The organism is Salibaculum griseiflavum (assembly GCF_003129565.1).
In the GTDB taxonomy this organism is placed as follows: Bacteria; Pseudomonadota; Alphaproteobacteria; order Rhodobacterales; family Rhodobacteraceae; genus Salibaculum; species Salibaculum griseiflavum.
In genome coordinates, this window is the sequence record NZ_QETF01000001.1 from 158,796 (window position 1) to 179,906 (window position 21,111).

Here is a 21,111-nt window from a genome sequence, read left to right on the forward strand (position 1 = left end):
GAACGCGGATTTGACCCATTCTGACGAGGGGATGGAGGAATCGATGACGGATTATCTGCCGGAAGACTTGCGCCGGGAATTGTCGGCGGCCCAGCGCCGCGCTGAAGCGCGCAAAAGCCGTATCCGCGTGGAGGCCGAGGGTAGCAGCTATCGTGTGATGCGCCTTGGCAAAACGGGATTCTCGGTGGATATCGAAGATGCGCCCAATTTGCGGGGGCTTGTCGACCTTTACGACGGTGCGCGCCATCTTTCGCAATGCCTGATCATCGCGGCCGAGGCGGATGGCGACTTGATGCATTATGAATTCAAGCGCAACACGGCCTCCGGCGACGGGGCGCCGCTCGACTACGAGCGGGACGAGGATGCCCCGATCGCGCTTTTGCCGCGCTGATCACTGAAGATCTGAAAACGCATTCGACAGGCGATCGAGCGCCTCTTCGACCCGCGCCCGCTGCGTGCCGAGATTGAACCGCATGAAGGTCTCGCCGCCGGTGCCCAGCGTGTGCCCCGGCGTCGCGGCAATTCCGGCCTTGTTGTGCAGCCGGTCGTGGATTTCGGCCCTGTCCATGCCTGTGCCCGCGAAGTCCACCCAGGCGAGGTAGGTGCTTTGCATGGGCATTGCCTTGAGACCCGGCAGCGCATCGACACCGGCGCAGAAGATGTCGCGATTGGATTGCAGGTAGGGGATCAACTGATCCACCCACGCCGCACCTTCGGGGCTGTAGGCGGCCCGCGTCAGGGTCACGCCCAGAAGGTTGGGGCTGATATCGAGGGCGCGATAGAAGGCGCTGAACCTTTCGCGCAGGGCCGGATCGGGGATCATGACGTATCCGGTGCGCGCGCCGGCGATGGAAAAGGTCTTGGAGGCAGCGCTCATCGCCACGAGGCGCGGCTCGATCTCGGGGATCGCCGCATGGGTCGGAATGAATTCATGGCCGTCGTAGACGAGATCGCCATGCACTTCGTCGGAGATCAGAAAAAGGTCATGACGTTCGCAGAACGCGGCCATTTGCCGTAATTCGGCGGGCGTCCAGACCCGACCTGCCGGATTGTGGGGCGAACTGATCAGCAAGATCTTTTCCTTACCGGTCATGCGGGCTTCGTAGGCGTCGAAATCCAGGTGGTAGACGTCGTTCTCGACGGCAAGCGGCAACTCCGTCACGACGCGCCCTGTTCGGCCAATCTTGGCTGCGAACTCGTGATAGACGGGGGTGAAGATCGCCACATGGTCGCCCGGCGCGCTGAAGGTCTGTATCGCTATGGCGATACCGTTGCCCAGTCCGTAGGTGGTGAACAGCCAATCGGTGTCGATCCGCCAGCCGTGGCGCGTATCCATCCACCATTGGATCGCATCGTGAAACGAATCGAGGTCGCAGAAATAGCCGTAATCCGCCCGATCGATCAGGCCGCGCACGGCGTCCTGCAGGAAATCCGGTGCTTCGAAGTCCTTGTCGGCAATCCACATCGGCAGGCCATCCCCGGCCGGAATGCCGAAGGCGGATTCCATCAGGTCCCACTTTGCAGACCCGGTGCCCCAGCGGTGCGTCAGCTTGTCGAAATCCATGTCATATTCGTCCTGATACGTTCAGCGCGAAGCTACTCGTCACCTCGGCAGTTGCAAGCCCCGGTTATTGCGCCCTGCGGTCCAATCACATAAATGGCCTTTCATGAGTTTGAGACCGATCCTGATCCATCCAGATCCGCGCCTGAAAAAGGTGGCGACGCCGGTTGCCGAGGTGACCGACGATATCCGCCGGCTGGCCGACGACATGCTGGAAACCATGTATGACGCGCCCGGGATCGGGCTGGCTGCCCCGCAGGTGGGTGTCATGGACCGCGTGCTGGTCATGGATTGCGTCAAGGACCCCGAAGCGACGCCAGATCCGATGGTTCTGATCAATCCCGAAATCGTCGAGGTTTCGGAGGCCATGAATGTCTACGAGGAAGGTTGCCTGTCGATCCCCGAACAATATGCCGAGGTCGAGCGCCCGGCAGAGGTATCTGTCAAATGGCTGGGGCTGGACGGCAAGACCCATAGCGAGCATTTCGACGGGCTTTGGGCCACTTGCGTGCAGCACGAGATCGACCACCTGAACGGCAAGCTATTCATCGACTATCTCAAGCCACTCAAGCGGCAGATGATCACGCGCAAGATGGTGAAGCTCAAGCGCGAACTGGCGCGGGCCTGAATGCCTTCGCGCCCCTTCGTGCCCTGGCCTGACAAGGTGCTGCGCAGCCCGGCGCAGCCGGTTGATGCCATTACCGATGACATTCGCGCCCTTTGGGACGAGATGATCGAGGCGATGGACGCCATGCCCGGTGTCGGCCTTGCGGCGGTGCAATTGGGCGTGCCCCTGCGGCTGGCTGTGGTGGATGCCAGCGACAAGCGGGGACAGGCGGTGCGTATGGCCAACCCCGAAATTCTGCATGCCAGTATCGAGCTGCGTGATCACGAGGAAGCGTCGCCCAACCTGCCTGGTGTGTCGGCGGTGATTTCCCGGCCGCGCGCCGTGACAGTGCGGTATATGGACGAGAATGGCGTTTATGACCGGCGCGATTTCGTCGGCTTGTGGGCGACAAGCGTGCAGCACCAGATCGACCACCTGAACGGGCGGATGTATTTCGACCACCTGTCGCGACTGAAACGCGACCGGTTGGTCAAGAAGGCGCGGAAGCTACAGGCGGGGTAGGGACGAATGCGCATCATTTTCATGGGCTCGCCTGAATTCTCGGTGCCGGTGCTGGACGCACTGGTGCAGGCCGGGCACGAGATTGCCTGCGTCTATTGCCAACCACCCCGCCCCGCCGGGCGCGGCAAGAAGGATCGCCCGACCCCGGTGCAGGCGCGGGCCGAGGCGCTGGGCTTGCCCGTGCGCCACCCTGTCTCCCTGAAAGGCGCCGACGAACAGGCCGCCTTCGCCGCGCTTGGCGCGGATGTGGCTGTTGTCGTGGCCTATGGCCTTTTGCTGCCACAGCCCATTCTGGATACGCCTGAGCATGGTTGTTTGAATATCCATGCCTCTTTGTTGCCCCGCTGGCGTGGTGCGGCGCCGATCCATCGGGCGATCATGGCGGGGGACGCGGAGACCGGCGTTTGCATCATGCAGATGGAGGCCGGGCTGGATACCGGGCCGGTCCTGCTGCGCCGGGCGACCCCGATCGGTGAAACCGAGACGACCGGTGATCTGCATGACAGGCTGTCGGTGCTGGGCGCCAACGCAATCGTCGAGGCGTTGGCCAATCTGGAAAACCTGACGCCAGAGCCTCAGCCCCAAGAGGGTGTGACCTATGCCGCCAAGATCGACAAGGCCGAGGCGCGGGTCGACTGGACGCGGTCCAATGCCGAGATCGTGCGCCAGATCAACGGGCTGTCGCCGTTCCCCGGTGCATGGTCAGAAATCGATGGCGAGCGGGTGAAATTCCTTCGGGCGCGTCTGTCCGATCTGGATTTGCCTGCGGGGGAGGTCGCCTCGGGGCGCAGTTTGAAGATCGGGGCCGGGACCGGCGCTGTCGAGATCCTCGAGATGCAGCGGGCGGGCAGGAAACCGGCCCCTGCGTCGGAAATCCTGCGCGGGTGGGCGCCGTCCGGCCGGATGACCTAGCGCCGCGGTGCGCGGGCCTTGTAGACAGGCAGCCGCCAGCCAAAGGCAAGGCTGCCGGCGCGCAGGGCCAATGTGGTGAGACCGCACAGGATCAAGCCAAGCTGTTCGTCCAATCCGAATTGCAGCGCGATGATGGCCGCACCAGCACCCGCGAAGGCGCAGGTGACATAAAGCTCACCCTGTTTCAGCACCAGCGGCACCTCGTTGCAGACTACGTCGCGCATCAGGCCACCGAAACAGCCCGTCGATACGCCCATGATAAGGATGACGCCCGCGGGCTGCCCCAGGGAGAGCGCAACAGCCACCCCCGCAGGCACCGCAACGGCAAGTGCGCAGGCATCCAGCCAGGTCAGCACCGTCAGGCGGCTTTCCAGCAAGTGGGCCGTGAAAAACACCAAAACGGCGGGAATGGCGGCGGCCCAGAGAATGGCGGGGTCGGCGACCCAGAACACGGCGTCGCGGTTTAGAAGCACATCACGCAAGGTGCCGCCGCCGACGGCCGTAAGGCTGGCCACGAAGAGGAAGCCGACAATATCGAGCTGAGCCCGGCTGGCCACCAATGCACCGGTCAGCGCAAAGATGAATACCGAGGCCATATCGAGCGCGGCGATCATTGGTTTAGCTTTTGCGGTTTGAAAGGTTCCATACCAGCGCGCGCCAGTTCATCGGCGCGTTCGTTCTCGGGGTGGCCGGCATGGCCTTTGACCCATTCCCAGGTCACTTGATGACGCGCGGCCGCAGCATCCAGGGCCTGCCAAAGCTCGGCATTCTTGACCGGTTTCCTGCTGGCGGTCTTCCAGCCCTTGGCCTTCCAGCCATGGATCCACTTGGTGATCCCGTCCTTGACGTAGCTGCTATCGGTCACGACGGTCACGCGGCTGGGTTTCGAGAGGGCGTTCAACGCCTCGGTCGCGGCCATCAGTTCCATCCGGTTGTTGGTGGTCTCGGCCTCGCCGCCGAATAGTTCTTTTTCCTTCACCACGCGGTCGCCGTCCTTGGCTTGCAGCAATGCGCCCCAGCCTCCGGGGCCGGGATTGCCGGAGCAGGCCCCGTCGGTGAAAGCGTATAGGTCAGGCATGGGCAATCAGGATGATGTAAGGGTCGTTGGTTCCAGCGAGGCCCTTTTCCGTGCCAGTGCGCCGGGATGCAACCGAGAAACCGGCCCGGGCCAGGTGTTCCGTCAGTTCGTCTTCGCTGTAATAGGCATAGAACCGGCCAAGGGCATCGCGGCCTTCGCCTTTCCCCAGCTTCATGCCGAGGTGCAGTCGCCCGCCGGGCTTGAGCGCACGGTGCAGGCGGGCGAGGTGTTGCGCCAGCTCCGCGCGGGGCGCATGCAACAAAGAGAAATTGGCCCAAACCCCGTCATAGGTGGCTGTGGTGTCGATCTCGTCGAACCGGGCCAGGCGGGCGGGCAGGCCGAAGCGGGAGCGCGCGAGGGCGACCATCGCGGGGCTTGCATCCACCGGGTCCGGGTCCAGACCGGCGCGCATCATGTGGGCCGAGGCGGCGCCGGGGCCACAGCCGAGGTCCATAACGCGTGCGCCCCTTGGCAGACCTGCGATGAAGGCCCGAAGGTCCTTGCCCTCCTTGGCGTCGTGAAACAGGGCGGCGTAGTCCTCGGCCTTGGCGTCGTAGACGGCCAGCGTGCGCTTGTCTGGGCTCACAGTGCCACCGGGGCGAGGCACAGCAGGACAACCAGCGTCAGCGGCAGGCGCAGCCTCATCCACCAGCGCGGCGCAAGATCCGCGTTCCAGAAGAACCAATCCAGAAGCAGCAGCCCGGCGAACCCCGTGGCCAGGTTGATCGCGGCACTATGGGGACCGCCGCCAACCATGAAAAAGGCCCAGAGCGCCGGGATCACGGACAGGGAATACCCCAAGGCCGCCAGGCGTCCTTCGGCCCGGGTTGCAAAGCCCCACAGGACACCGGACATGAAGGCCAGGATCACGGTGCCATAGGCAATCTGGATATACGGCCCGACGAAGCGTCCGCCGATACGGTTCATCCATTGCAGGCCGAAATCCGGAAACAGCACGGTCAACGCGCCCCAGAGAAAGGGCAGCAGGCCGGCAATGCCGAGGACAAGGGCGGATCGGGGGATCTCTTTCATGGGGTCATATTTGAGCCGTCTTCCCGGCTTGGCAAGCGCCGAGCGGTCAGGCCGGTTCCCGCAGGACGCGGGGCACCTTGAACTCGACGTTTTCCTGCGCGGTTTCCACGGTTTCGACGGTCACGTCATGACGATCGCGGAAGGCGTCGATCACCTCGTTGATCAGGGTTTCCGGCGCCGAGGCCCCCGCCGTGATCCCGATCGACGCGATGCCGTCCAGGGCGCGCCAGTCGATATCCGTTGCCCGCTGGACCAGTTGCGCATAGGGGCAGCCCGCCTTGCGGGCGACTTCGACAAGACGTTTCGAGTTCGAGGAATTCGGCGCTCCAACCACCAAAAGCGCGTCAGCGCGCGGCGCGACGGCCTTGACGGCCTCTTGCCGGTTGGTCGTCGCGTAGCAGATGTCTTCCTTGTGCGGGCCGACGATGGCAGGAAACCGCGCCTTCAGCGCGGTGACGATATCCGCCGTGTCATCGACTGACAGGGTGGTTTGCGTGACGAAGGCCAGCTTTTCGGGGTCGCGCACCTCGACAGTTGCCACATCCTCGACCGTCTCGACCAGAAGCACGTCGCCCTCGGGCAATTGCCCCATCGTCCCAACGGTTTCGGGATGGCCGGCGTGGCCGATCATGATCATCTGCAACCCGTTCTCGGCGTGGCGGGCGGCCTCGATATGCACCTTGGAGACCAGCGGGCATGTGGCATCGACATAGACCATTTCGCGGCGGGCGGCCTCGGCCGGAACGGCCTTGGGCACGCCATGGGCCGAGAAGATGACCGGGCGGTCATCGGGGCAGTCGTCCAGTTCTTCGACGAAAACTGCACCTTTGGCGCGCAGATCATCGACCACATACTTATTGTGCACGATCTCGTGGCGGACGAAGACGGGCGCGCCCCATTTCTCGAGCGCCATCTCGACGATCTTGATGGCGCGGTCGACACCGGCGCAGAAGCCGCGAGGCGCGGCAAGGTAGAGAGTCAGGGGCGATTTTGTCATGCGCTACACCTAGGCGCTGGCGCGGGCAGCGTCCAGAAGCGGCTTCAAGAAATGGTGTCTTGCCTTCCAGCGCGGGAACCTTCGCAGATGGGTGAAAATTGGAGGACCGCATGACGAAAGTGACTTGGACCGTGTTGGGGAGTCTCGTGGCTCTGGGCGGCGGATTTGCGCTGTCGGTTGCCGCGGATCAGAAGCCGGGCCAGATCCTGCCTTATGACGTCCCGGAGGCCGTTGCCGCCGGCGAGGCGATCTACGGCGAATATTGCGCAAGCTGTCATGCCGCCGATCTGAGCGGCGAGCCGAACTGGCGCACGCCGAAGGACACTGGCCGCCTGCCGGCCCCGCCGCATGACGAAACCGGCCACACTTGGCACCATCCCGATATCCAGCTGTTCATGCTGACGAAATACGGAACCGCTGCGGTGGTGGGCAATGGCTATGAAAGCGACATGCCGGGGTTCGAGGGGCAGTTGAGCGATCAGCAGATCCTGGAGGTGCTGGCCTATATCAAGAGCACCTGGTCCGACCGGATCATCGCCCGCCATGATGAAATGAACGCCGCCGTGGCCGCGCAGGCCCAGTAGGCGGCGTTCGGAGACGTCAATCAGCGGTGGTCACAGCCTCGTTCCGGTCCTCGCGAGGTTCGCGGGGCGGACGGCCGATGACGTCGCGCAGATCGTCCAGCTCGATGAAATTGTCGGCTTGGCGGCGCAGTTCATCGGCAATCATCGGCGGCTGGCTGCGGATGGTCGAGACAACGGAAACCCGAACACCTTTGCGCTGTATCGATTCGATCAGCGGACGGAAATCGCCGTCGCCCGAGAACAGGACGATATGATCCACATGCGGGGCAAGCTCCATGGCGTCGACGGTCAGTTCGATGTCCATGTTGCCTTTCACCTTGCGGCGGCCTTGGCTGTCGGTGAATTCCTTGGCCGGCTTGGTGACCATGGTGAAGCCATTGTAGTGCAGCCAGTCCACCAGAGGGCGGATCGGAGAATAGTCATCATTTTCAAGCAGGGCCGTGTAGTAAAAGGCACGCAGCAACTTGCCCCGGCGCATGAATTCCTGTCGGAGCAGCTTGTAATCAATGTCGAACCCAAGCGCCTTTGCCGCCGCATACAGGTTCGAACCATCGATGAAGAGCGCAAGACGCTCATCGCGATAGAACATAATTTTTTCCTTCCAATGGCAAATCGCCGGTTGGGATTAAACGTGAGTGGCGTTAGGTCCCGGCGAAGCGCGCGCAATGTAATGCAAATGTAACATGGGACAACCCCGTTTAATGTCTAGCACTGACCGCCTTGTTCTGGTCGCCCTTGGGTCGAACGCTGCATCCGCTCAAGGCGATGCGCGAACGACCGTCGAGGCCGCAGTGGCGTCCTTGCGCGGCGCCTTCGGCGCCGACCTGGCCAGCAGCCGTTTCTACGCCACACCTGCCTTTCCTGCGGGGGCCGGGCCAGATTTCGTAAACGCGGCCTGCGCCTTCCGGTCCGATCTGTCGGCCGAGGACATTCTGGCCCGCCTACACGCGATCGAACAGGATTTCGGGCGGGAACGACGGGTGCGTTGGGGACAGCGCAGCCTCGATCTTGATCTGATCGCGGTCGGAGACCTGGTCTTGCCCGATGCCGCGACCCAGGCGCGCTGGCGTGATCTGCCACTCGAGCAACAGAAAGTGACCGCGCCGGACCAGCTGATCCTGCCGCATCCACGTCTTCGGGATCGGTCATTCGTGTTGGTGCCGCTTGCCGATGTCGCGTGTGATTGGCGGCATCCCGGGCTGGGCTTGACCGTTTCGCAGATGCTGGCCGCGCGCCCGGACAGCGAAAAAGCCGCGGTCAAACCCCTGTGAGTGCGTGGAATCGCCTTGTCAAATTACTGTCAAGCCTATATGGACCCCACTTCTACTGACCGCCCAGAACGACCGATTGGAGTGTCCCATGGCCCGCGTGACCGTTGAAGACTGCGTTGACAAGGTTCCGAACCGCTTCGAGCTGGTGATGCTTGCCGCGCACCGTGCCCGCGAGATTTCGGCCGGCTCCGCCGCGACCGTGGATCGCGACAACGACAAGAACCCGGTCGTTGCCCTTCGCGAAATCGCGGATGAAACCCAGCTGGCCGATGATCTGCGTGAGCGTCTGATCGAATCGAACCAGACCCAGATCGAGGTGGACGAGCCCGAAGAGGATTCCATGGCGATCCTGATGGGTGGCGGCAGCGAACAGGCTGACGCCCCCGCCGAAGACGATATGAGCGAGGAAAAGCTTCTGCGCGCCCTGATGGAAGCCCAGGGCCAGAAGTAAGGGTGGATTCGGACCTCGATGATCGCGGCAGATGACCTGATCGGGCTGGTCCGAACCTACAACCCAAAGACCAACGAGGCACTGATCCGCGATGCCTTTGCCTTCGGGGCAGAGATGCACGAGGGTCAGTTCCGACATTCCGGTGAACCCTATTTCACGCACCCGGTCGCCGTGGCCGGCATCCTTGCTGAACAGCAGATGGACGATGCCACGATCGTGACAGCCCTGCTGCATGACACCATCGAGGACACGAAGGCCAGCTTTTCCGAGGTCGAGGCGCGATTCGGCCGAGAGATCGCTGACCTTGTCGAGGGCGTTACCAAGCTGACGAATCTGCAGCTGACCAACGCGGCCTCCAAGCAGGCCGAAAATTTCCGCAAGTTGTTCATGGCCACCTCGCGCGATTTGCGGGTGACCTTGGTCAAGCTGGCCGACCGGCTGCACAACATGCGCACGATCAAGTCGATGCGGCCTGACAAGCAGGTTCAGAAGGCGCGCGAGACCATGGATATCTATGCGCCGCTTGCGGGCCGCATGGGGATGCAGTGGATGCGCGAAGAGCTGGAGGATCTGGCTTTTCGCGTGCTCAACCCAGAGGCGCGTAATTCGATCATCCGCCGGTTCATCACGCTGCAACGCGAAACCGGCGATGTGATCGAGAAGATCACCAGCGACATGGAAACCGAACTGGACCGGGCCGGTCTGCACGCCGAGATCTATGGCCGGGCCAAGAAGCCCTATTCGATCTGGCGCAAGATGCAGGAAAAGGACCAGGGGTTTTCGCGCCTGTCCGACATCTACGGCTTTCGCATCATCACCGGGTCAGAGGCGGATTGCTATGCCGTCCTCGGCGTGATCCACCAGCGCTGGCGTGCCGTTCCGGGCCGGTTCAAGGATTACATCAGCCAGCCGAAATCCAACGGTTACCGGTCGATCCATACGACAGTTTCGGGGCGCGACGGCAAGCGGGTCGAGGTTCAGATCCGCACCCGCGAGATGCACGAGGTCGCCGAGACCGGCGTGGCCGCCCATTGGTCCTATCGTGACGGGGAACTGGTCGAGAACCGCTTTGCCGTGGATCCGGCGCGCTGGGTGGCCTCGATGACCGAGCGGTTGGACGAGGAGCAGGACCACGACGAGTTCCTCGATTTCGTGAAGCTGGAAATGTACCAGGACCAGGTCTTCTGCTTCACGCCCAAGGGCGACGTGATCAAATTGCCCCGTGGGGCCACGCCTATCGACTTCGCCTATGCCATTCACACGCGGATCGGCCATGCGACTGTCGGGGCCAAGGTGGACGGGTTGCGCGTTCCGCTGTGGACGCGGCTCAAGAACGGCCAGTCGGTCGAGGTCATCACCGCCGAGGGCCAAAGCCCCCAGGTAACCTGGATCGACATCGCCGTGACGGGCCGCGCCAAGACCGCAATTCGCCGGGCTTTGCGCGAAGAGGATCGCGAACGATTCATTCGGCTGGGCCGGGAACTGGCGCGCGTGGCCTTCGAGAATATCGGCAAGAAGGCCACGGACAAGGCGCTTGGCACCGCCGCAAAGGCACTGGGCATCTCGGCCACGGATGATTTGCTGGAACGGCTTGGTAGCGCCGACCTTACCAGCCGGGAGGTCGTGCGCGCGATCTATCCGGAGCTTGCCGAGACAGGCGGCCAGGAGATCGAGCCGCGCCGCGCCGTGGTCGGCCTTGCCGCCGACCAGTCATTCCGCCGCGCCCAGTGCTGCCAGCCGGTGCCGGGTGAACGCATCGTCGGCATCACCTATCGCGGGCAAGGTGTCGTCATTCATGCGATCGACTGCGACGTGCTGGCCCAGTTCGAGGAACAGCCCGACCGGTGGATCGACCTGCATTGGGCCGAGGGCACGCACAAGGCGAACAATACCGTCACGATGGATCTTACCATCACCAACGATGCCGGGGTTCTGGGCCGCATCTGCACCCTGATCGGCGAGCAGGAAGCGAATATTTCCGATCTGGTCTTCATTGACCGCAAGCCCGATTACTACAGGTTGCTGATCGAGGTTGACCTGCGCGATGTTGAGCATATGCACAGGGTGATGACGGCGCTCGAAGCGGAAAGCCATGTTTCGGCGCTTAGCCGACACCGAGATCCGGACCGTGCGGGTGCGGTCGAAAGACAGGACTAGGACAGGAACGCAAAGGTGGTCTTCAGACGCAGGGACAGACGCCCGATCTGGCGGATCATCTTCGAGTTCTTCTGGCCCCGGGGCGGTTGGGCGCGGGCTGCGCAATACGTCAAGCATCGCGTGCGGCGCCTGCCGGACACCCCTGAAAAGATCGGACGCGGCGTCTGGGCCGGGGTATTCGTGACCTTCACCCCCTTCTTCGGGCTGCATTTCATCATCTCGTTGCTGATTGCCCGGCTGATGCGCGGCAATCTTGTCGCCGCTTTGCTGGCGACCTTTTTCGGCAATCCGCTGACCTATATTCCGATCGCCGCTACCTCGCTGTGGTTCGGGCACTGGCTGCTCGGCCAATCACCGGCAAAGATCGACCTGAATGCCGAGATTTCGTCGGCCTGGTCGGACATCTTGCACAACATCCGTGCCGTTTTCACCCCCGAGGCGATGCAGTGGGATGGGCTGAGGGCCTTTTACGACACCACCTTCTTCCCCTTCATGGTGGGGTCGGTCATCCCCGGCATCGTCGCCGCGACCATCGCCTATTACGTGGTGGTCCGGCTGATCCATGTTTACCAGAACCGCCGTCGCAAGGCGCTGAGGCAACGGTTGGGCAAGCTCAAGCAGTCGCAACGTCCGGAACAGTGACCTTGTGCATCAGCAATCGTCATGCAAACACGCTTTCGCTGCGTTTGGTGCAGCGCTAGCCTGACCCGGTACAGCCAAGGAGCAAAGCCATGAACGACCTGCGTTTGGGCGTGAACATCGATCATGTGGCGACCGTGCGAAATGCCCGGGGCGGCACCTATCCGGATCCCGTCCGGGCGGCTCGGCTGGCCGAGGCCGCAGGCGCCGATGGCATCACCGCCCATTTGCGCGAGGATCGCCGTCATATTTCTGACGCCGATATCGAAGCCCTGATGGAGGCGCTGGAGGGCCCACTGAATTTCGAGATGGCCGCGACGGAGGAAATGCAGAAGATTGCCTTGCGTCACAAGCCGCACGCGGTCTGCATCGTGCCGGAAAAGCGGGAGGAGCGCACGACCGAGGGCGGTCTCGAAGTGGCGCGCGAGGAAAACCGGCTGGCTCATTTCATTGCGCCCCTGCGCGAGGCGGGGTGCCGTGTCTCGATCTTCATCGCGGCTGACCAGCGCCAGATCGAGGCGGCGCATCGGATCGGTGCCCAGGTGATCGAGTTGCATACCGGCGCTTATTGCGATGCCCATGCCGAGGGTCGCTTCGACGACCGAGACCGCGAACTGGAGGCGCTGCGTGAAATGACCACCTTTGCCCATTCACTGGACCTGGAGGTCCATGCAGGCCACGGCCTGACCTTCGACACCGTGAAACCCATTGCGGCCTTTCCCGAGGTCAAAGAGCTCAATATCGGCCATTTCATCATAGCCGAATCCATCTTCATGGGGCTGGACCCGGCGATCCGGGAAATGCGCCGTCTGATGGACGAGGCGCGGGCGTGATCCTGCATTGCGTCATGCTCAACCTGCGCCAAGATCATGACCCCGGCGAACTTGCCTCCGTGATGGCCGGACTGGCCGCGCTGGTGGGCCAGATCGACGGGTTCAAGGGCTTTGCCCATGGCCGCAATGTCGATGCCGAAGGAAAGTCGCCGGACCATCCTTACGGGTTTATCTGCCGTTTTGAAGACCAGGCGGCACTGGGCCTTTACGCAGCCGATCCGCGCCATCAGGCATTGGGTGGCCGGCTTGTGGCATTGTGCGACGGCGGGGCGGATGGGATAGTCGTCTACGATCTGGATACAGAAACCCGCCCATGAAACCTGTCCTGGCCCTGCTTTTCGCTCTTTTACCACTTGCCGCCCCGGCACAATCCATCGAGCCCTGCGACTGGCGCGCCGGGGCGGACGGAATTCCCGAACCCTGGGTCGACCACACCCGCAGTTTCGCCAATGGCGAGGTGCGTGTGGCGCTGATCGACCGGATCGAACCGGCGGCCGGGGCCTTCTACCTTCTGATCCTGCATCCGCCCCGCATGGCGCTGGGGGAACGACGGTGCACACTTGTCGGGTTCGATCGCGGGATGGGGTATGCGGGCCTCTATTTCGACGAGCTGACAGCCGCATATGACCCGGCGCGGGGGCTGACCCTTTCGGTGCCGGGCCGGCTCTACCTGCCGGAAGAGGAGTTTTCCAATTCGCTAATCGTCCACGCGATTGTCAACCAGGCCACGGGCGAGGTCACTGTGCGGCACGAGTTGGGGCGCGAATGATCCTGGGTATCGGAACGGACCTGGCCAATATCGAACGCATCCAGGGCACGCTCGACCGCTTTGGTGACCGGTTCCGCAACCGGGTCTTCACCGAGATCGAGCAGGCCAAGGCCGAACGCCGTGCGGATACCGCAGGCACCTATGCCAAACGCTGGGCCGCGAAAGAGGCGTGTTCCAAGGCGCTGGGCACCGGGCTGCGCATGGGCATCGCCTGGAAGGACATGGCCGTCAGCAATCTGCACACCGGCCAGCCGGTCATGGCCGTCACGGGATGGGCAAGAGACCGCCTGGACGAAATGACCCCCGAGGGGCACGAGGCGATCATCCACGTCACCCTGACGGACGATCACCCTTGGGCGCAGGCCTTCGTGGTGATCGAAGCCAGGCCCGCCGGACAGCCCGACTGACCTGTTGACTCGGGCGTGCCGCCGCCGCATGTAGCATCGGACTTTTCAAGGGAAATTCGCCTCATGTCCGAAAGCACCGGAATCCTTCACACCGTCAAGGAAACCATCAAGACGGTGGTCTATGCCCTGCTTATCGCCGGGGTGTTCCGGACCTTCTTCTTTCAACCGTTCTGGATCCCGTCGGGGTCGATGAAAGACACGCTGCTGATCGGCGATTTCCTCTTCGTCAACAAGATGGCCTATGGCTATTCCTACGCGTCCTGCCCCTCGATCATCATTCCGCGGTTCGGAATCGATGTGGATGCCGAGGATTTCTGCGGTGTCTTCAAGGGCGGCAATGACCGACTTTTCGGGTCAGAGCCAGAGCGCGGCGATGTCGTTGTGTTCCGCCACCCGGTGACGGGCCGCGATTTCATCAAGCGCCTGATCGGCCTGCCCGGTGACCAGATTCAGCTGCGCAACGGGGTTGTCTTCATCAATGGCGAGGCCGCCGCGCAGAATCAGGACGGCTTCTTCATCGAGACCATGGAGCACCAAGGCCCCGAAGGCCTTTTGCCGCAATGCCAGAACGGCGCGGTCGGCATCGGGTCGGACTGCCAGAAGGAACGTTTCATAGAGACCCTGCCCAATGGGGTGTCGCACGGTATCCTGAATATCGGGCGCCGCGCGCTGGACAATACCGGGGTTTTCACCGTGCCCGAGGGGCAATATTTCTTCATGGGTGATAACCGTGACAACTCCTCGGACAGCCGTGTGCCGCAGGCCGCACGTGGCGTGGGCTTCGTGCCCTACGAGGATATCGTCGGTCGCGCTGACCGGATCATGTTCTCGTCCGCCGGGCGGTCCATGCTGGCCTTCTGGACCTGGCGGTCGGACCGCTACTTCAAGGCGATCGAGTGAAACTGTCGGCGGATTTGAAGGCGTTTCAGGAGAGGCTGGGCCACAGGTTTTCCAGCCCCGATCTGTTGATCCGTGCAGTGACGCATCCGTCCATGTCCAGCGTCCATCGCGACGACAACCAGCGCCTTGAATTCCTGGGTGACAGGGTGCTGGGGCTGGTGATGGCCGAAGCCTTGCTGAAAGCTGATCCACAGGCGACCGAAGGCCAACTGGCGCCGCGCTACAACGCTCTGGTCCGCAAGGAGACATGCGCCGCCATCGCCCGCCAGATCGACCTTGGCACGGTGCTGAAACTGGGGCGCTCCGAAATGAAGTCGGGCGGCCGCCGCAAGGAGGCGCTGCTGGGCGATGCGATGGAGGCGGTGATCGCCGCAGTCTACCTCGATGCCGGGTTCGAGGCCGCGCAAGCGCGGATCGTTGCGCTTTGGGGGGATCGCATCACCACGGTCAAGGCGGATGCCCGTGATGCAAAGACGGCGCTGCAGGAATGGGCCCAGGCCCGTGGCCAGCAGCCGCCCGTCTACAAAGAGCTGAAACGCACGGGGCCTGATCACGCACCGCAATTCGTGATCGAGGTCGCGCTGGAGACGGGCGAAGCGGAAAAAGCCACTGCCGGCTCCAAACGCCATGCGGAACACGCGGCCGCAAAGGCTTTGCTGGACCGGCTAGAGGCAGAATAGGATATCGAGATGACCCAACGCGCCGGATTCGTCGCCCTGATCGGTGAGCCCAACGCGGGCAAGTCCACCCTGACCAACCAGATGGTCGGGGCCAAGGTCTCGATCGTCACGCACAAGGTGCAAACCACGCGCGCGCGCATCCGTGGCGTGGCGCTGGAGGGGGACGCGCAGATCGTCTTTGTCGACACGCCGGGCCTGTTCCGTCCGCGTCGCCGCCTCGACCGGGCCATGGTTGCCGCGGCCTGGGGTGGGGCGGCCGATGCCGATGTGATTGTCCTGCTGGTCGAGGCGCATCGCGGCGTGACCGAAGGCGTGGAAACCATCCTTGAACAGCTCGAAGAGGTCGGTAAGGGCCGCAAGGTGGCACTGGCCATCAACAAGATCGACCGGGTCGAAGCACCGGCTTTGCTGGCCCTGACCAAGGAAATGAACGACCGTTTCCCCTTCGTCGAAACCTTCATGATCTCTGCCGAAAAGGGCCATGGTTGCGACGACCTGCGCCGCTGGCTGGCGGACCAGATGCCCGAGGGCCCGTGGCTCTACCCCGAGGACCAGATCGCCGACCTGCCGTTGCGGATGATCGCCGCCGAGATGACGCGGGAAAAGCTGACTCTGCGCCTGCATCAGGAATTGCCCTACCAGCTGACTGTCGAAACCGAGAACTGGGAAGAGCGCAAGGATGGCTCGGCCCGTGTCGATCAGGTGGTCTATGTCATGCGCGATGGCCACAAGGGCATTGTCCTGGGCAAGAAGGGCGAGACCATCAAGGCTGTTGGCAAGGCTGCCCGCGAGGAGCTTGAGGAATTCCTGGGCCGCAAGATCCACCTGTTCCTTCAGGTCAAGGTGCGCCCGAACTGGCTGGAAGAAGCGGAACGATATTCCGAGATGGGGCTGGATTTCCGGGACGGCAACTGATGCGCCTGACGGCGGATGTCTGGGTTTCGGCCTACCTGACGCGGTTGCGTCTGGCCGACATACCCGCCTTCGTCGTGCGCAAGGGGGACGCAACGGCGGGCGCGGTGCTGGTCAAGCTGAATACGCTGGACGGGCGCGCGGTGGCCTATCAGCGGTCTTTCGACCTTGTGACGGGGGACCGCAAATGGATGGTGCTGACCGAGGGCGAGGAGCCCGAGGTCGACGCCGCCCTTGCCCGGCAAGCCGAATTCGACCCTGACCTATGGATCATCGAGGTCGAAGACCGTGCCGGGCGGCATCTGCTGGACGAACCGGGGCTGGCGGATTGAGACGGACCGAGGCGCGAAGACGCAGGCGCGCTTGATTTCAATCAAGACGGTGGGGGCCTCGGCATGTTTGACTGTCCTCGCAAGATAAAGAGGTCCAAGTAAGGCCGAAACGACCGGAAAGGAGCCGAGATATGCAGATCGAGAAAATCGCACAACATGCCCGGGCGCTCTATGATGCCCATGGCGACAAGGCCGAAGCGGAAGCCGCGCAAAAGGCCAAACAGCATGAAGAGGCCGGCGAGTCGGAGGCAGCCGAAACTTGGCGCGCCGTTCAAAAGGCGATCCGGCAGTTGCGCGGCGCCAACGAAAGCTGAGCCAGCCGCACCCGGCAAGGCAGGCATGGCCCTTGCGCCCATCGGCGTGATGGCGCTTGATGCCCGCATGATCGAATGGCGCGAAGAGGGTGCGGTCCTGCGGGTTCGCAAGCACGGCGAGAATGCCGTGATCCTCGACGTGCTGACCGAGGGGCACGGGCGCGTCGCTGGCGTCGTCCGCGGTGGCACCGGGCGCAAGCTGTCGGCCATCCTGCAGCCGGGCGCCCAACTGGACGTGACCTGGAAGGCCCGGCTGGAAGAGCATCTGGGCGCCTTCACTGTCGAGCCCATTCGCAGTCGTGCCGCGCAATCCATGGGCGGGCGCCTTGCGCTTGCGGGCTTGAACGCGGTGACCGGGCTTTTGTGTTTCGCCTTGCCCGAGCGCGAGGCGCACCCGCCGCTTTACGGGCGCAGCGTGCAATTGCTCGACCTGCTTGGGCAGGACGAGCTGTGGCCGCTGGGCTATCTGCGCTGGGAGCTTGCCCTTCTTGAAGAGCTTGGCTTCGGTCTCGACCTGTCGTCCTGCGCGGTGACGGGTGCGACCGAGGGCTTGGTCTATGTCTCGCCCAAATCTGGCCGGGCGGTGTCGCGGACCGGGGCAGGTGAGTGGGCCGACAGGCTTCTGCCGCTACCGCCCGTTCTACTGCGACAGGGCGCGGCCAGCACGGCGGATATTCTCGAGGCGCTGACGGTCACGGGGCATTTCCTGGAGCACCACCTTGCGGCATCCTTGGGCGACAAGCCCGTGCCAGAGGCGCGGGCACGCCTGCTGGACCTGCTTCGGCGCAGCGCCTAGGGCGCAGCAAAGACCAGCGTTTCGCCGGCGGGGTTGCTCAGGGTCAGCGTGTCGCCAGACACATTGGCAAGCGTCATGCCTTCCAGCGCGGCAAAAAAGGCTGCCTCTGTATCGAGAGCGGGGCAGGCCATCATCGTGGCGCCTACACCGTTCAAGGCAAAGCGCGGGTAGCGGCTGCTGACTTGCCCGAAATACCGGTTGCAGGGCGCCTGGCCTGACACGCCCCCGTCCGCGCCAAACAGGATCGTGGCCCGTCCGTCAAAAGCCGCGCCATTCATTTCGATCAACGCGTATTCAACACCTTTTGGGATCCGCTTCGACCCGGAATGATCTTCAACACAGCTTGCAAGAACCGCGATGGCAAATAGGGCACTTATTCCTCTCATTGCCTGATCCTATTCGGGTTTGATGGCCAAACCAAGTGGCCAGCCTTTACCGCTGCCCAGACCCGTGCCAGTTTGATGCAACTCGTGAGATGTTACATGGAGGCGCTTCACATGCTCTTGGGAGTCCTTTTGGCATTCGGTCTGGGCCAAGTGCCCCTCTCCGAGCCGGACAACCTGCATGAGGCCGAGTTTGCCGCGCCGATCGATACCGTGGTGACGTTCGCCCGCGACGGGGTATTGGTCGAACGTTCCGCTCTGCCGTTGCAAGGCGATACCCGGTTGGCCTTTGAGCAAGAGTTCCAGGACGGGATGACCTATTTCGGGGCTTTCGCCATCGGCAAGGACGGGTCCTATGGCTATGTTTCCGGCGCGAATTCGATTGCCGGCGCCCGCGACATTGCCCGTGAAGAATGTCTGAAATTCACCGATGCCTGCCTGATCTATGCCGAGATTCATCCGCGCGGCTACGAGCCGCCGGGGCGCGGTGTAGCTACAATGGGTCCTGATGCGGCTGGCCATTTCGAGGCCCACGAGGCCCGCCCGCGTCACCGGGCCATGGCGATCAGCGAGGATGGTGCCTATGCCATCGTCTGGGGCCACGCCACTCAGGGTGCAGCGGACCGCGCGGCGCTGAGTGATTGCAGCAGCTATCGCATCACCGACCTGCCGGACCTGCGGGACATGCCCTGCACACTGCTGCCGTTGAAGTGATGAAGACCAAACCGGCACGAGACGGCGAAGTGGCGCTGGGTTTCGACCCGGCGGAGTGCAAGGATGCGGCAATTACCTTCATAGGTGTCTTGCAGTCCGACTGGGCGCCCGGTGAGGCCCCCAAGAACCTCCGCCAATCCCGCGAGGCGGGCGGCGGCCATGGGCGCGTGGTGATCAGCGCGCCCTACCGGGACGGGCTGCGGGGGCTTCAGGTCGGGCAGGCCATATGGCTGGTCCTTTGGTTCGACCGGGCGCGGCGTGACCTGATCGTGCAGGCTCCGCGCCATGCGGATGGCCCGCGCGGGACCTTCGCCCTGCGCAGTCCGGTCCGCCCCAATCCCATCGCGATCGAAGCGGTGCGGATAACCTCGCTGGATCACGAGGCTGGCGAGATCGGTATAGACGTGACCGACGCTTTCGACGGCACACCGGTGCTCGACATCAAGCCATGGTTGGACGGGATCGACATTCCGCCCGGACCCGAGGACTAACCCAGAAGGCGGCGCGCTATGACCTGCGCCCGGATCTCGGCGTGTCGCCGGGCCGAAACGATCCCCCGGATCGTTTCGAACCCCGTCATCCCAACAAGCGTCGTGCGATAACCTGCGCCTGGATCTCGGCGGCACCTTCGAAGATGTTGAGGATGCGTGCGTCGCACAGGATGCGGCTGATCTGGTATTCCATGGCGAAACCGTTGCCGCCGTGGATCTGCAGGCCGTTATCGGCCGCAGCCCAGGCCACACGGGCGCCCAGCAGCTTGGCCATCCCGGCCTCCAGGTCGCAGCGGCGGTCATTGTCCTTCTCGTTGGCCGAGAAATAGGTGAGCTGCCGCGCCACCATGATTTCAACAGCCATCATCGCCAGCTTGCCGGCCACGCGGGGGAAGTTGATCAGGGACTTGCCGAACTGTTTTCTGTCCTGCGCATATTGCATCGACACGTCCAAGGCCGATTGCGCGACCCCCACGGCGCGGGCGGCGGTCTGGATGCGGGCAGATTCGAAGGTCTGCATCAGCTGTTTGAAGCCTTTGCCTTCTTCCCCGCCCAGCAGGTTCTCGCCCTTGACCTTGAATTGATCGAAACCAAGTTCGTATTCCTTCATCCCGCGATACCCCAGAACCTCGATCTCGCCGCCGGTCATGCCCTCGGTCGGGAAGGGGTTCTCGTCGGTGCCGGGCGTCTTTTCGGCAAGGAACATGGACAGGCCACGATGATCGGTGCTGTCGGGGTCTGTCCGTGCCAGAAGGGTCATGACATGGGTGCGGGCGGCGTGGGTGATCCAGGTCTTGTTCCCGGTGATTTCGTAATCGTCGCCAACCTTCACCGCGCGCGTGCGCAGCGATCCCAGATCGGAACCGGTGTTAGGCTCGGTGAAGACGGCGGTGGGCAGGATTTCGGCTGAGGCGATCTTGGGCAGCCAATGCGCCTTCTGGTCGTCGGTGCCGCCGCAGAGGATCAGCTCCGCCGCGATCTCGGACCGGGTGCCAAGGCTGCCGACGCCGATATAGCCCCGGCTGAGTTCTTCGGACACCACCGCCATCGCCGCCTTGGGCAGGCCGAAACCGCCCAGTTCCTCGGGGATGGTCAGGCCGAAGACACCCATCTCGGCCAGTTCCTCGATGATCTCCATCGGGATCAGCTCGTCCTTGAGGTGCCAGTCATGGGCATTGGGTTCCACGCGTTCGACCGCGTAACGGCGGAATTGTTCGCGGATCATCTCCAGCTCGTCATCTAGGCCCGGCGCGCCGACCGTGATATTGGCGGCCTGCTGCTGCATCAGCTCGACAAGGCGCATCCGTGCGGCCTGGCTGTTGGCCTCTTGCGTCAGGGTCATGACCTCGGGGGTCATCATGGCGCGCATCTGGTCCTGGCTCAGGCCAAGGTCTTGCAAGCGGACGATCTCACCCTGGCTCATGGGGATACCACCGTAGAGCTGCCAGAGGTATTCGCCGAAAGCGATCTGGTGGATCAGCTGTTCGACCTCGCCGAACTTGCCATCGGCTTGCAGCCGTTCGGCCCAGCCTTGCATCTGGCGCAGGGATTCCACGTAGGTCGCCACCCAAGCCAGCCCGTGTGCCGCTGTCTGGTTCTGCTCCAGAAGGCTGCCGGAGACACGCTCGCCCTCGGTTACCAGGTCGCGCACGGTGGTCGTGGCGGTTTCAAGCAACTCTTCCAGTGGCGGCAGAGCTGCTTTCGTCAGGCTCAGCAGATCATTCAGAATGGGGCTCATCTCGTGTCCGTCCCGGGGCATGGCGATTCCT

General features: G+C 63.2%; 30 protein-coding genes. 21 read left to right on the plus strand and 9 right to left on the minus strand.

The features are described from left to right. Window positions 1-43 precede the first annotated feature (43 nt). Window positions 44-391: a hypothetical protein gene (locus DFK10_RS00815; RefSeq protein ID WP_109386008.1), complete on the plus strand. Its 348-nt coding sequence runs from the start codon at window positions 44-46 to the stop codon at window positions 389-391. On the opposite strand, the gene DFK10_RS00820 is transcribed toward DFK10_RS00815, so the two are convergent. After that, window positions 392-1,564 (minus strand): MalY/PatB family protein, encoded by a 1,173-nt coding sequence (locus tag DFK10_RS00820; protein ID WP_109385602.1) that lies wholly within the window; start codon window positions 1,562-1,564, stop codon window positions 392-394. A 103-nt stretch (window positions 1,565-1,667) separates the two neighbouring features. Between DFK10_RS00820 and def (DFK10_RS00825) the strand changes: the two genes are divergently transcribed. The 3 genes from def (DFK10_RS00825) to fmt are packed head-to-tail and all read left to right on the plus strand — an operon-like array spanning window position 1,668 to window position 3,602. Further along, window positions 1,668-2,189: a peptide deformylase gene (gene def, locus DFK10_RS00825; protein WP_109385604.1), complete on the plus strand. Its 522-nt coding sequence runs from the start codon at window positions 1,668-1,670 to the stop codon at window positions 2,187-2,189. Continuing rightward, window positions 2,190-2,690, plus strand: a complete 501-nt coding sequence (gene def / locus DFK10_RS00830; protein ID WP_109385606.1) for a peptide deformylase — start codon at window positions 2,190-2,192, stop codon at window positions 2,688-2,690. 6 nt (window positions 2,691-2,696) lie between these two features. After that, entirely contained in the window at window positions 2,697-3,602 is a 906-nt protein-coding gene (fmt, locus tag DFK10_RS00835) for a methionyl-tRNA formyltransferase (RefSeq protein ID WP_109385608.1), read from the plus strand. Here fmt and DFK10_RS00840 read toward each other — a convergent pair. Genes DFK10_RS00840 through ispH form a run of 5 tightly spaced genes read right to left on the minus strand, consistent with a single transcriptional unit; the run spans window position 3,599 to window position 6,709 of the window. Further along, window positions 3,599-4,216: a trimeric intracellular cation channel family protein gene (locus tag DFK10_RS00840; RefSeq protein ID WP_109385610.1), complete on the minus strand. Its 618-nt coding sequence runs from the start codon at window positions 4,214-4,216 to the stop codon at window positions 3,599-3,601. The genes fmt and DFK10_RS00840 overlap by 4 nt on opposite strands. Continuing rightward, window positions 4,213-4,680, minus strand: a complete 468-nt coding sequence (gene rnhA, locus DFK10_RS00845; protein ID WP_109385612.1) for a ribonuclease HI — start codon at window positions 4,678-4,680, stop codon at window positions 4,213-4,215. The genes DFK10_RS00840 and rnhA overlap by 4 nt, the downstream gene beginning before the upstream one ends. Then, entirely contained in the window at window positions 4,673-5,266 is a 594-nt protein-coding gene (locus DFK10_RS00850) for a class I SAM-dependent DNA methyltransferase (protein ID WP_109385614.1), read from the minus strand. Before DFK10_RS00850 ends, rnhA begins: the two co-directional genes overlap by 8 nt. Then, window positions 5,263-5,712, minus strand: a complete 450-nt coding sequence (locus DFK10_RS00855) for a DUF3429 domain-containing protein (protein WP_109385616.1) — start codon at window positions 5,710-5,712, stop codon at window positions 5,263-5,265. The genes DFK10_RS00850 and DFK10_RS00855 overlap by 4 nt, the downstream gene beginning before the upstream one ends. Window positions 5,713-5,758: 46 nt before the next feature. Then, window positions 5,759-6,709 (minus strand): 4-hydroxy-3-methylbut-2-enyl diphosphate reductase, encoded by a 951-nt coding sequence (ispH, locus tag DFK10_RS00860; RefSeq protein ID WP_109385618.1) that lies wholly within the window; start codon window positions 6,707-6,709, stop codon window positions 5,759-5,761. Window positions 6,710-6,819: 110 nt separating this feature from the next. Here ispH and DFK10_RS00865 point away from each other — a divergent pair, with 110 nt between their 5' ends. Further along, on the plus strand, window positions 6,820-7,293 hold the full coding sequence (locus tag DFK10_RS00865) for a c-type cytochrome (protein WP_109385620.1): 474 nt from the start codon (window positions 6,820-6,822) through the stop codon (window positions 7,291-7,293). 16 nt (window positions 7,294-7,309) lie between these two features. On the opposite strand, the gene DFK10_RS00870 is transcribed toward DFK10_RS00865, so the two are convergent. After that, window positions 7,310-7,882: a LabA-like NYN domain-containing protein gene (locus tag DFK10_RS00870; protein ID WP_109385622.1), complete on the minus strand. Its 573-nt coding sequence runs from the start codon at window positions 7,880-7,882 to the stop codon at window positions 7,310-7,312. Between the two features lie 112 nt (window positions 7,883-7,994). Here DFK10_RS00870 and folK point away from each other — a divergent pair, with 112 nt between their 5' ends. From folK to recO, 14 genes are all read left to right on the plus strand, one after another. After that, window positions 7,995-8,564 (plus strand): 2-amino-4-hydroxy-6-hydroxymethyldihydropteridine diphosphokinase, encoded by a 570-nt coding sequence (gene folK, locus DFK10_RS00875; protein WP_109385624.1) that lies wholly within the window; start codon window positions 7,995-7,997, stop codon window positions 8,562-8,564. A gap of 88 nt (window positions 8,565-8,652) precedes the next feature. Beyond that, window positions 8,653-9,015 carry a DNA-directed RNA polymerase subunit omega gene (gene rpoZ / locus DFK10_RS00880; protein ID WP_109385626.1) on the plus strand — a complete coding sequence of 121 codons (363 nt, stop codon included), beginning with the start codon at window positions 8,653-8,655 and terminating at the stop codon, window positions 9,013-9,015. Window positions 9,016-9,033: 18 nt separating this feature from the next. After that, the gene (locus DFK10_RS00885; protein WP_109385628.1) at window positions 9,034-11,172 is read left to right on the plus strand and encodes a RelA/SpoT family protein; all 2,139 of its coding nucleotides are present in this window, start codon (window positions 9,034-9,036) and stop codon (window positions 11,170-11,172) included. Window positions 11,173-11,187: 15 nt separating this feature from the next. Continuing rightward, on the plus strand, window positions 11,188-11,814 hold the full coding sequence (locus tag DFK10_RS00890) for a DUF2062 domain-containing protein (protein WP_109385630.1): 627 nt from the start codon (window positions 11,188-11,190) through the stop codon (window positions 11,812-11,814). An 89-nt stretch (window positions 11,815-11,903) separates the two neighbouring features. Further along, a complete protein-coding gene (locus DFK10_RS00895; protein ID WP_109385632.1) occupies window positions 11,904-12,644 on the plus strand; it encodes a pyridoxine 5'-phosphate synthase in 741 nt (246 codons plus the stop codon). Then, the gene (locus DFK10_RS00900) at window positions 12,641-12,961 is read left to right on the plus strand and encodes a Dabb family protein (protein ID WP_235866729.1); all 321 of its coding nucleotides are present in this window, start codon (window positions 12,641-12,643) and stop codon (window positions 12,959-12,961) included. Before DFK10_RS00895 ends, DFK10_RS00900 begins: the two co-directional genes overlap by 4 nt. Further along, entirely contained in the window at window positions 12,958-13,413 is a 456-nt protein-coding gene (locus tag DFK10_RS00905; protein WP_109385634.1) for a hypothetical protein, read from the plus strand. Before DFK10_RS00900 ends, DFK10_RS00905 begins: the two co-directional genes overlap by 4 nt. Then, the gene (gene acpS, locus DFK10_RS00910; protein WP_109385636.1) at window positions 13,410-13,820 is read left to right on the plus strand and encodes a holo-ACP synthase; all 411 of its coding nucleotides are present in this window, start codon (window positions 13,410-13,412) and stop codon (window positions 13,818-13,820) included. Before DFK10_RS00905 ends, acpS begins: the two co-directional genes overlap by 4 nt. 63 nt (window positions 13,821-13,883) lie before the next feature. Continuing rightward, the gene (lepB, locus tag DFK10_RS00915) at window positions 13,884-14,720 is read left to right on the plus strand and encodes a signal peptidase I (RefSeq protein WP_217810024.1); all 837 of its coding nucleotides are present in this window, start codon (window positions 13,884-13,886) and stop codon (window positions 14,718-14,720) included. Beyond that, window positions 14,717-15,400: a ribonuclease III gene (gene rnc, locus DFK10_RS00920; protein WP_109385638.1), complete on the plus strand. Its 684-nt coding sequence runs from the start codon at window positions 14,717-14,719 to the stop codon at window positions 15,398-15,400. The genes lepB and rnc overlap by 4 nt, the downstream gene beginning before the upstream one ends. Before the next feature lie 9 nt (window positions 15,401-15,409). Next, complete coding sequence (gene era, locus DFK10_RS00925) at window positions 15,410-16,315, plus strand: GTPase Era (protein ID WP_109385640.1); 906 nt, start codon at window positions 15,410-15,412, stop codon at window positions 16,313-16,315. Next, window positions 16,315-16,644 carry a DUF1491 family protein gene (locus tag DFK10_RS00930; RefSeq protein ID WP_109385642.1) on the plus strand — a complete coding sequence of 110 codons (330 nt, stop codon included), beginning with the start codon at window positions 16,315-16,317 and terminating at the stop codon, window positions 16,642-16,644. Before era ends, DFK10_RS00930 begins: the two co-directional genes overlap by 1 nt. 131 nt (window positions 16,645-16,775) lie before the next feature. Then, window positions 16,776-16,958 carry a hypothetical protein gene (locus DFK10_RS00935; RefSeq protein WP_109385644.1) on the plus strand — a complete coding sequence of 61 codons (183 nt, stop codon included), beginning with the start codon at window positions 16,776-16,778 and terminating at the stop codon, window positions 16,956-16,958. A 70-nt stretch (window positions 16,959-17,028) separates the two neighbouring features. After that, the gene (recO, locus tag DFK10_RS00940; protein ID WP_109386014.1) at window positions 17,029-17,754 is read left to right on the plus strand and encodes a DNA repair protein RecO; all 726 of its coding nucleotides are present in this window, start codon (window positions 17,029-17,031) and stop codon (window positions 17,752-17,754) included. Here the strand turns inward: recO and DFK10_RS00945 are convergent. Continuing rightward, entirely contained in the window at window positions 17,751-18,140 is a 390-nt protein-coding gene (locus tag DFK10_RS00945; protein ID WP_109385646.1) for an META domain-containing protein, read from the minus strand. The two genes, recO and DFK10_RS00945, sit on opposite strands and share 4 nt — an antisense overlap. Window positions 18,141-18,251: 111 nt before the next feature. Between DFK10_RS00945 and DFK10_RS00950 the strand changes: the two genes are divergently transcribed. Both DFK10_RS00950 and DFK10_RS00955 read left to right on the plus strand, forming a co-directional pair. Beyond that, window positions 18,252-18,851: a hypothetical protein gene (locus DFK10_RS00950; RefSeq protein ID WP_109385648.1), complete on the plus strand. Its 600-nt coding sequence runs from the start codon at window positions 18,252-18,254 to the stop codon at window positions 18,849-18,851. Further along, complete coding sequence (locus tag DFK10_RS00955) at window positions 18,851-19,342, plus strand: TrmO family methyltransferase domain-containing protein (RefSeq protein ID WP_109385650.1); 492 nt, start codon at window positions 18,851-18,853, stop codon at window positions 19,340-19,342. The genes DFK10_RS00950 and DFK10_RS00955 overlap by 1 nt, the downstream gene beginning before the upstream one ends. Window positions 19,343-19,427: 85 nt before the next feature. Here DFK10_RS00955 and DFK10_RS00960 read toward each other — a convergent pair whose 3' ends face one another. Then, entirely contained in the window at window positions 19,428-21,101 is a 1,674-nt protein-coding gene (locus DFK10_RS00960; protein ID WP_109385652.1) for an acyl-CoA dehydrogenase family protein, read from the minus strand. Window positions 21,102-21,111: the final 10 nt, after the last annotated feature.

What these genes read in the sequence shown, in the direction of transcription:
- DFK10_RS00895 (WP_109385632.1), top strand. Translation starts at nt 11,904, where the DNA reads ATGAACGACCTGCGTTTGGGCGTGAACATCGATCATGTGGCGACCGTG.
- rnhA (WP_109385612.1), bottom strand. Translation starts at nt 4,680, where the DNA reads ATGCCTGACCTATACGCTTTCACCGACGGGGCCTGCTCCGGCAATCCC.
- DFK10_RS00960 (WP_109385652.1), bottom strand. Translation starts at nt 21,101, where the DNA reads ATGCCCCGGGACGGACACGAGATGAGCCCCATTCTGAATGATCTGCTG.
- DFK10_RS00840 (WP_109385610.1), bottom strand. Translation starts at nt 4,216, where the DNA reads ATGATCGCCGCGCTCGATATGGCCTCGGTATTCATCTTTGCGCTGACC.
- acpS (WP_109385636.1), top strand. Translation starts at nt 13,410, where the DNA reads ATGATCCTGGGTATCGGAACGGACCTGGCCAATATCGAACGCATCCAG.
- lepB (WP_217810024.1), top strand. Translation starts at nt 13,884, where the DNA reads ATGTCCGAAAGCACCGGAATCCTTCACACCGTCAAGGAAACCATCAAG.
- def (WP_109385606.1), top strand. Translation starts at nt 2,190, where the DNA reads ATGCCTTCGCGCCCCTTCGTGCCCTGGCCTGACAAGGTGCTGCGCAGC.
- fmt (WP_109385608.1), top strand. Translation starts at nt 2,697, where the DNA reads ATGCGCATCATTTTCATGGGCTCGCCTGAATTCTCGGTGCCGGTGCTG.
- DFK10_RS00855 (WP_109385616.1), bottom strand. Translation starts at nt 5,712, where the DNA reads ATGAAAGAGATCCCCCGATCCGCCCTTGTCCTCGGCATTGCCGGCCTG.
- DFK10_RS00870 (WP_109385622.1), bottom strand. Translation starts at nt 7,882, where the DNA reads ATGTTCTATCGCGATGAGCGTCTTGCGCTCTTCATCGATGGTTCGAAC.
- DFK10_RS00865 (WP_109385620.1), top strand. Translation starts at nt 6,820, where the DNA reads ATGACGAAAGTGACTTGGACCGTGTTGGGGAGTCTCGTGGCTCTGGGC.
- DFK10_RS00885 (WP_109385628.1), top strand. Translation starts at nt 9,034, where the DNA reads ATGATCGCGGCAGATGACCTGATCGGGCTGGTCCGAACCTACAACCCA.
- DFK10_RS00935 (WP_109385644.1), top strand. Translation starts at nt 16,776, where the DNA reads ATGCAGATCGAGAAAATCGCACAACATGCCCGGGCGCTCTATGATGCC.
- folK (WP_109385624.1), top strand. Translation starts at nt 7,995, where the DNA reads ATGTCTAGCACTGACCGCCTTGTTCTGGTCGCCCTTGGGTCGAACGCT.
- DFK10_RS00950 (WP_109385648.1), top strand. Translation starts at nt 18,252, where the DNA reads ATGCTCTTGGGAGTCCTTTTGGCATTCGGTCTGGGCCAAGTGCCCCTC.
- rpoZ (WP_109385626.1), top strand. Translation starts at nt 8,653, where the DNA reads ATGGCCCGCGTGACCGTTGAAGACTGCGTTGACAAGGTTCCGAACCGC.
- DFK10_RS00930 (WP_109385642.1), top strand. Translation starts at nt 16,315, where the DNA reads ATGCGCCTGACGGCGGATGTCTGGGTTTCGGCCTACCTGACGCGGTTG.
- ispH (WP_109385618.1), bottom strand. Translation starts at nt 6,709, where the DNA reads ATGACAAAATCGCCCCTGACTCTCTACCTTGCCGCGCCTCGCGGCTTC.
- DFK10_RS00820 (WP_109385602.1), bottom strand. Translation starts at nt 1,564, where the DNA reads ATGGATTTCGACAAGCTGACGCACCGCTGGGGCACCGGGTCTGCAAAG.
- def (WP_109385604.1), top strand. Translation starts at nt 1,668, where the DNA reads ATGAGTTTGAGACCGATCCTGATCCATCCAGATCCGCGCCTGAAAAAG.
- DFK10_RS00945 (WP_109385646.1), bottom strand. Translation starts at nt 18,140, where the DNA reads ATGAGAGGAATAAGTGCCCTATTTGCCATCGCGGTTCTTGCAAGCTGT.
- DFK10_RS00905 (WP_109385634.1), top strand. Translation starts at nt 12,958, where the DNA reads ATGAAACCTGTCCTGGCCCTGCTTTTCGCTCTTTTACCACTTGCCGCC.
- era (WP_109385640.1), top strand. Translation starts at nt 15,410, where the DNA reads ATGACCCAACGCGCCGGATTCGTCGCCCTGATCGGTGAGCCCAACGCG.
- DFK10_RS00955 (WP_109385650.1), top strand. Translation starts at nt 18,851, where the DNA reads ATGAAGACCAAACCGGCACGAGACGGCGAAGTGGCGCTGGGTTTCGAC.
- DFK10_RS00815 (WP_109386008.1), top strand. Translation starts at nt 44, where the DNA reads ATGACGGATTATCTGCCGGAAGACTTGCGCCGGGAATTGTCGGCGGCC.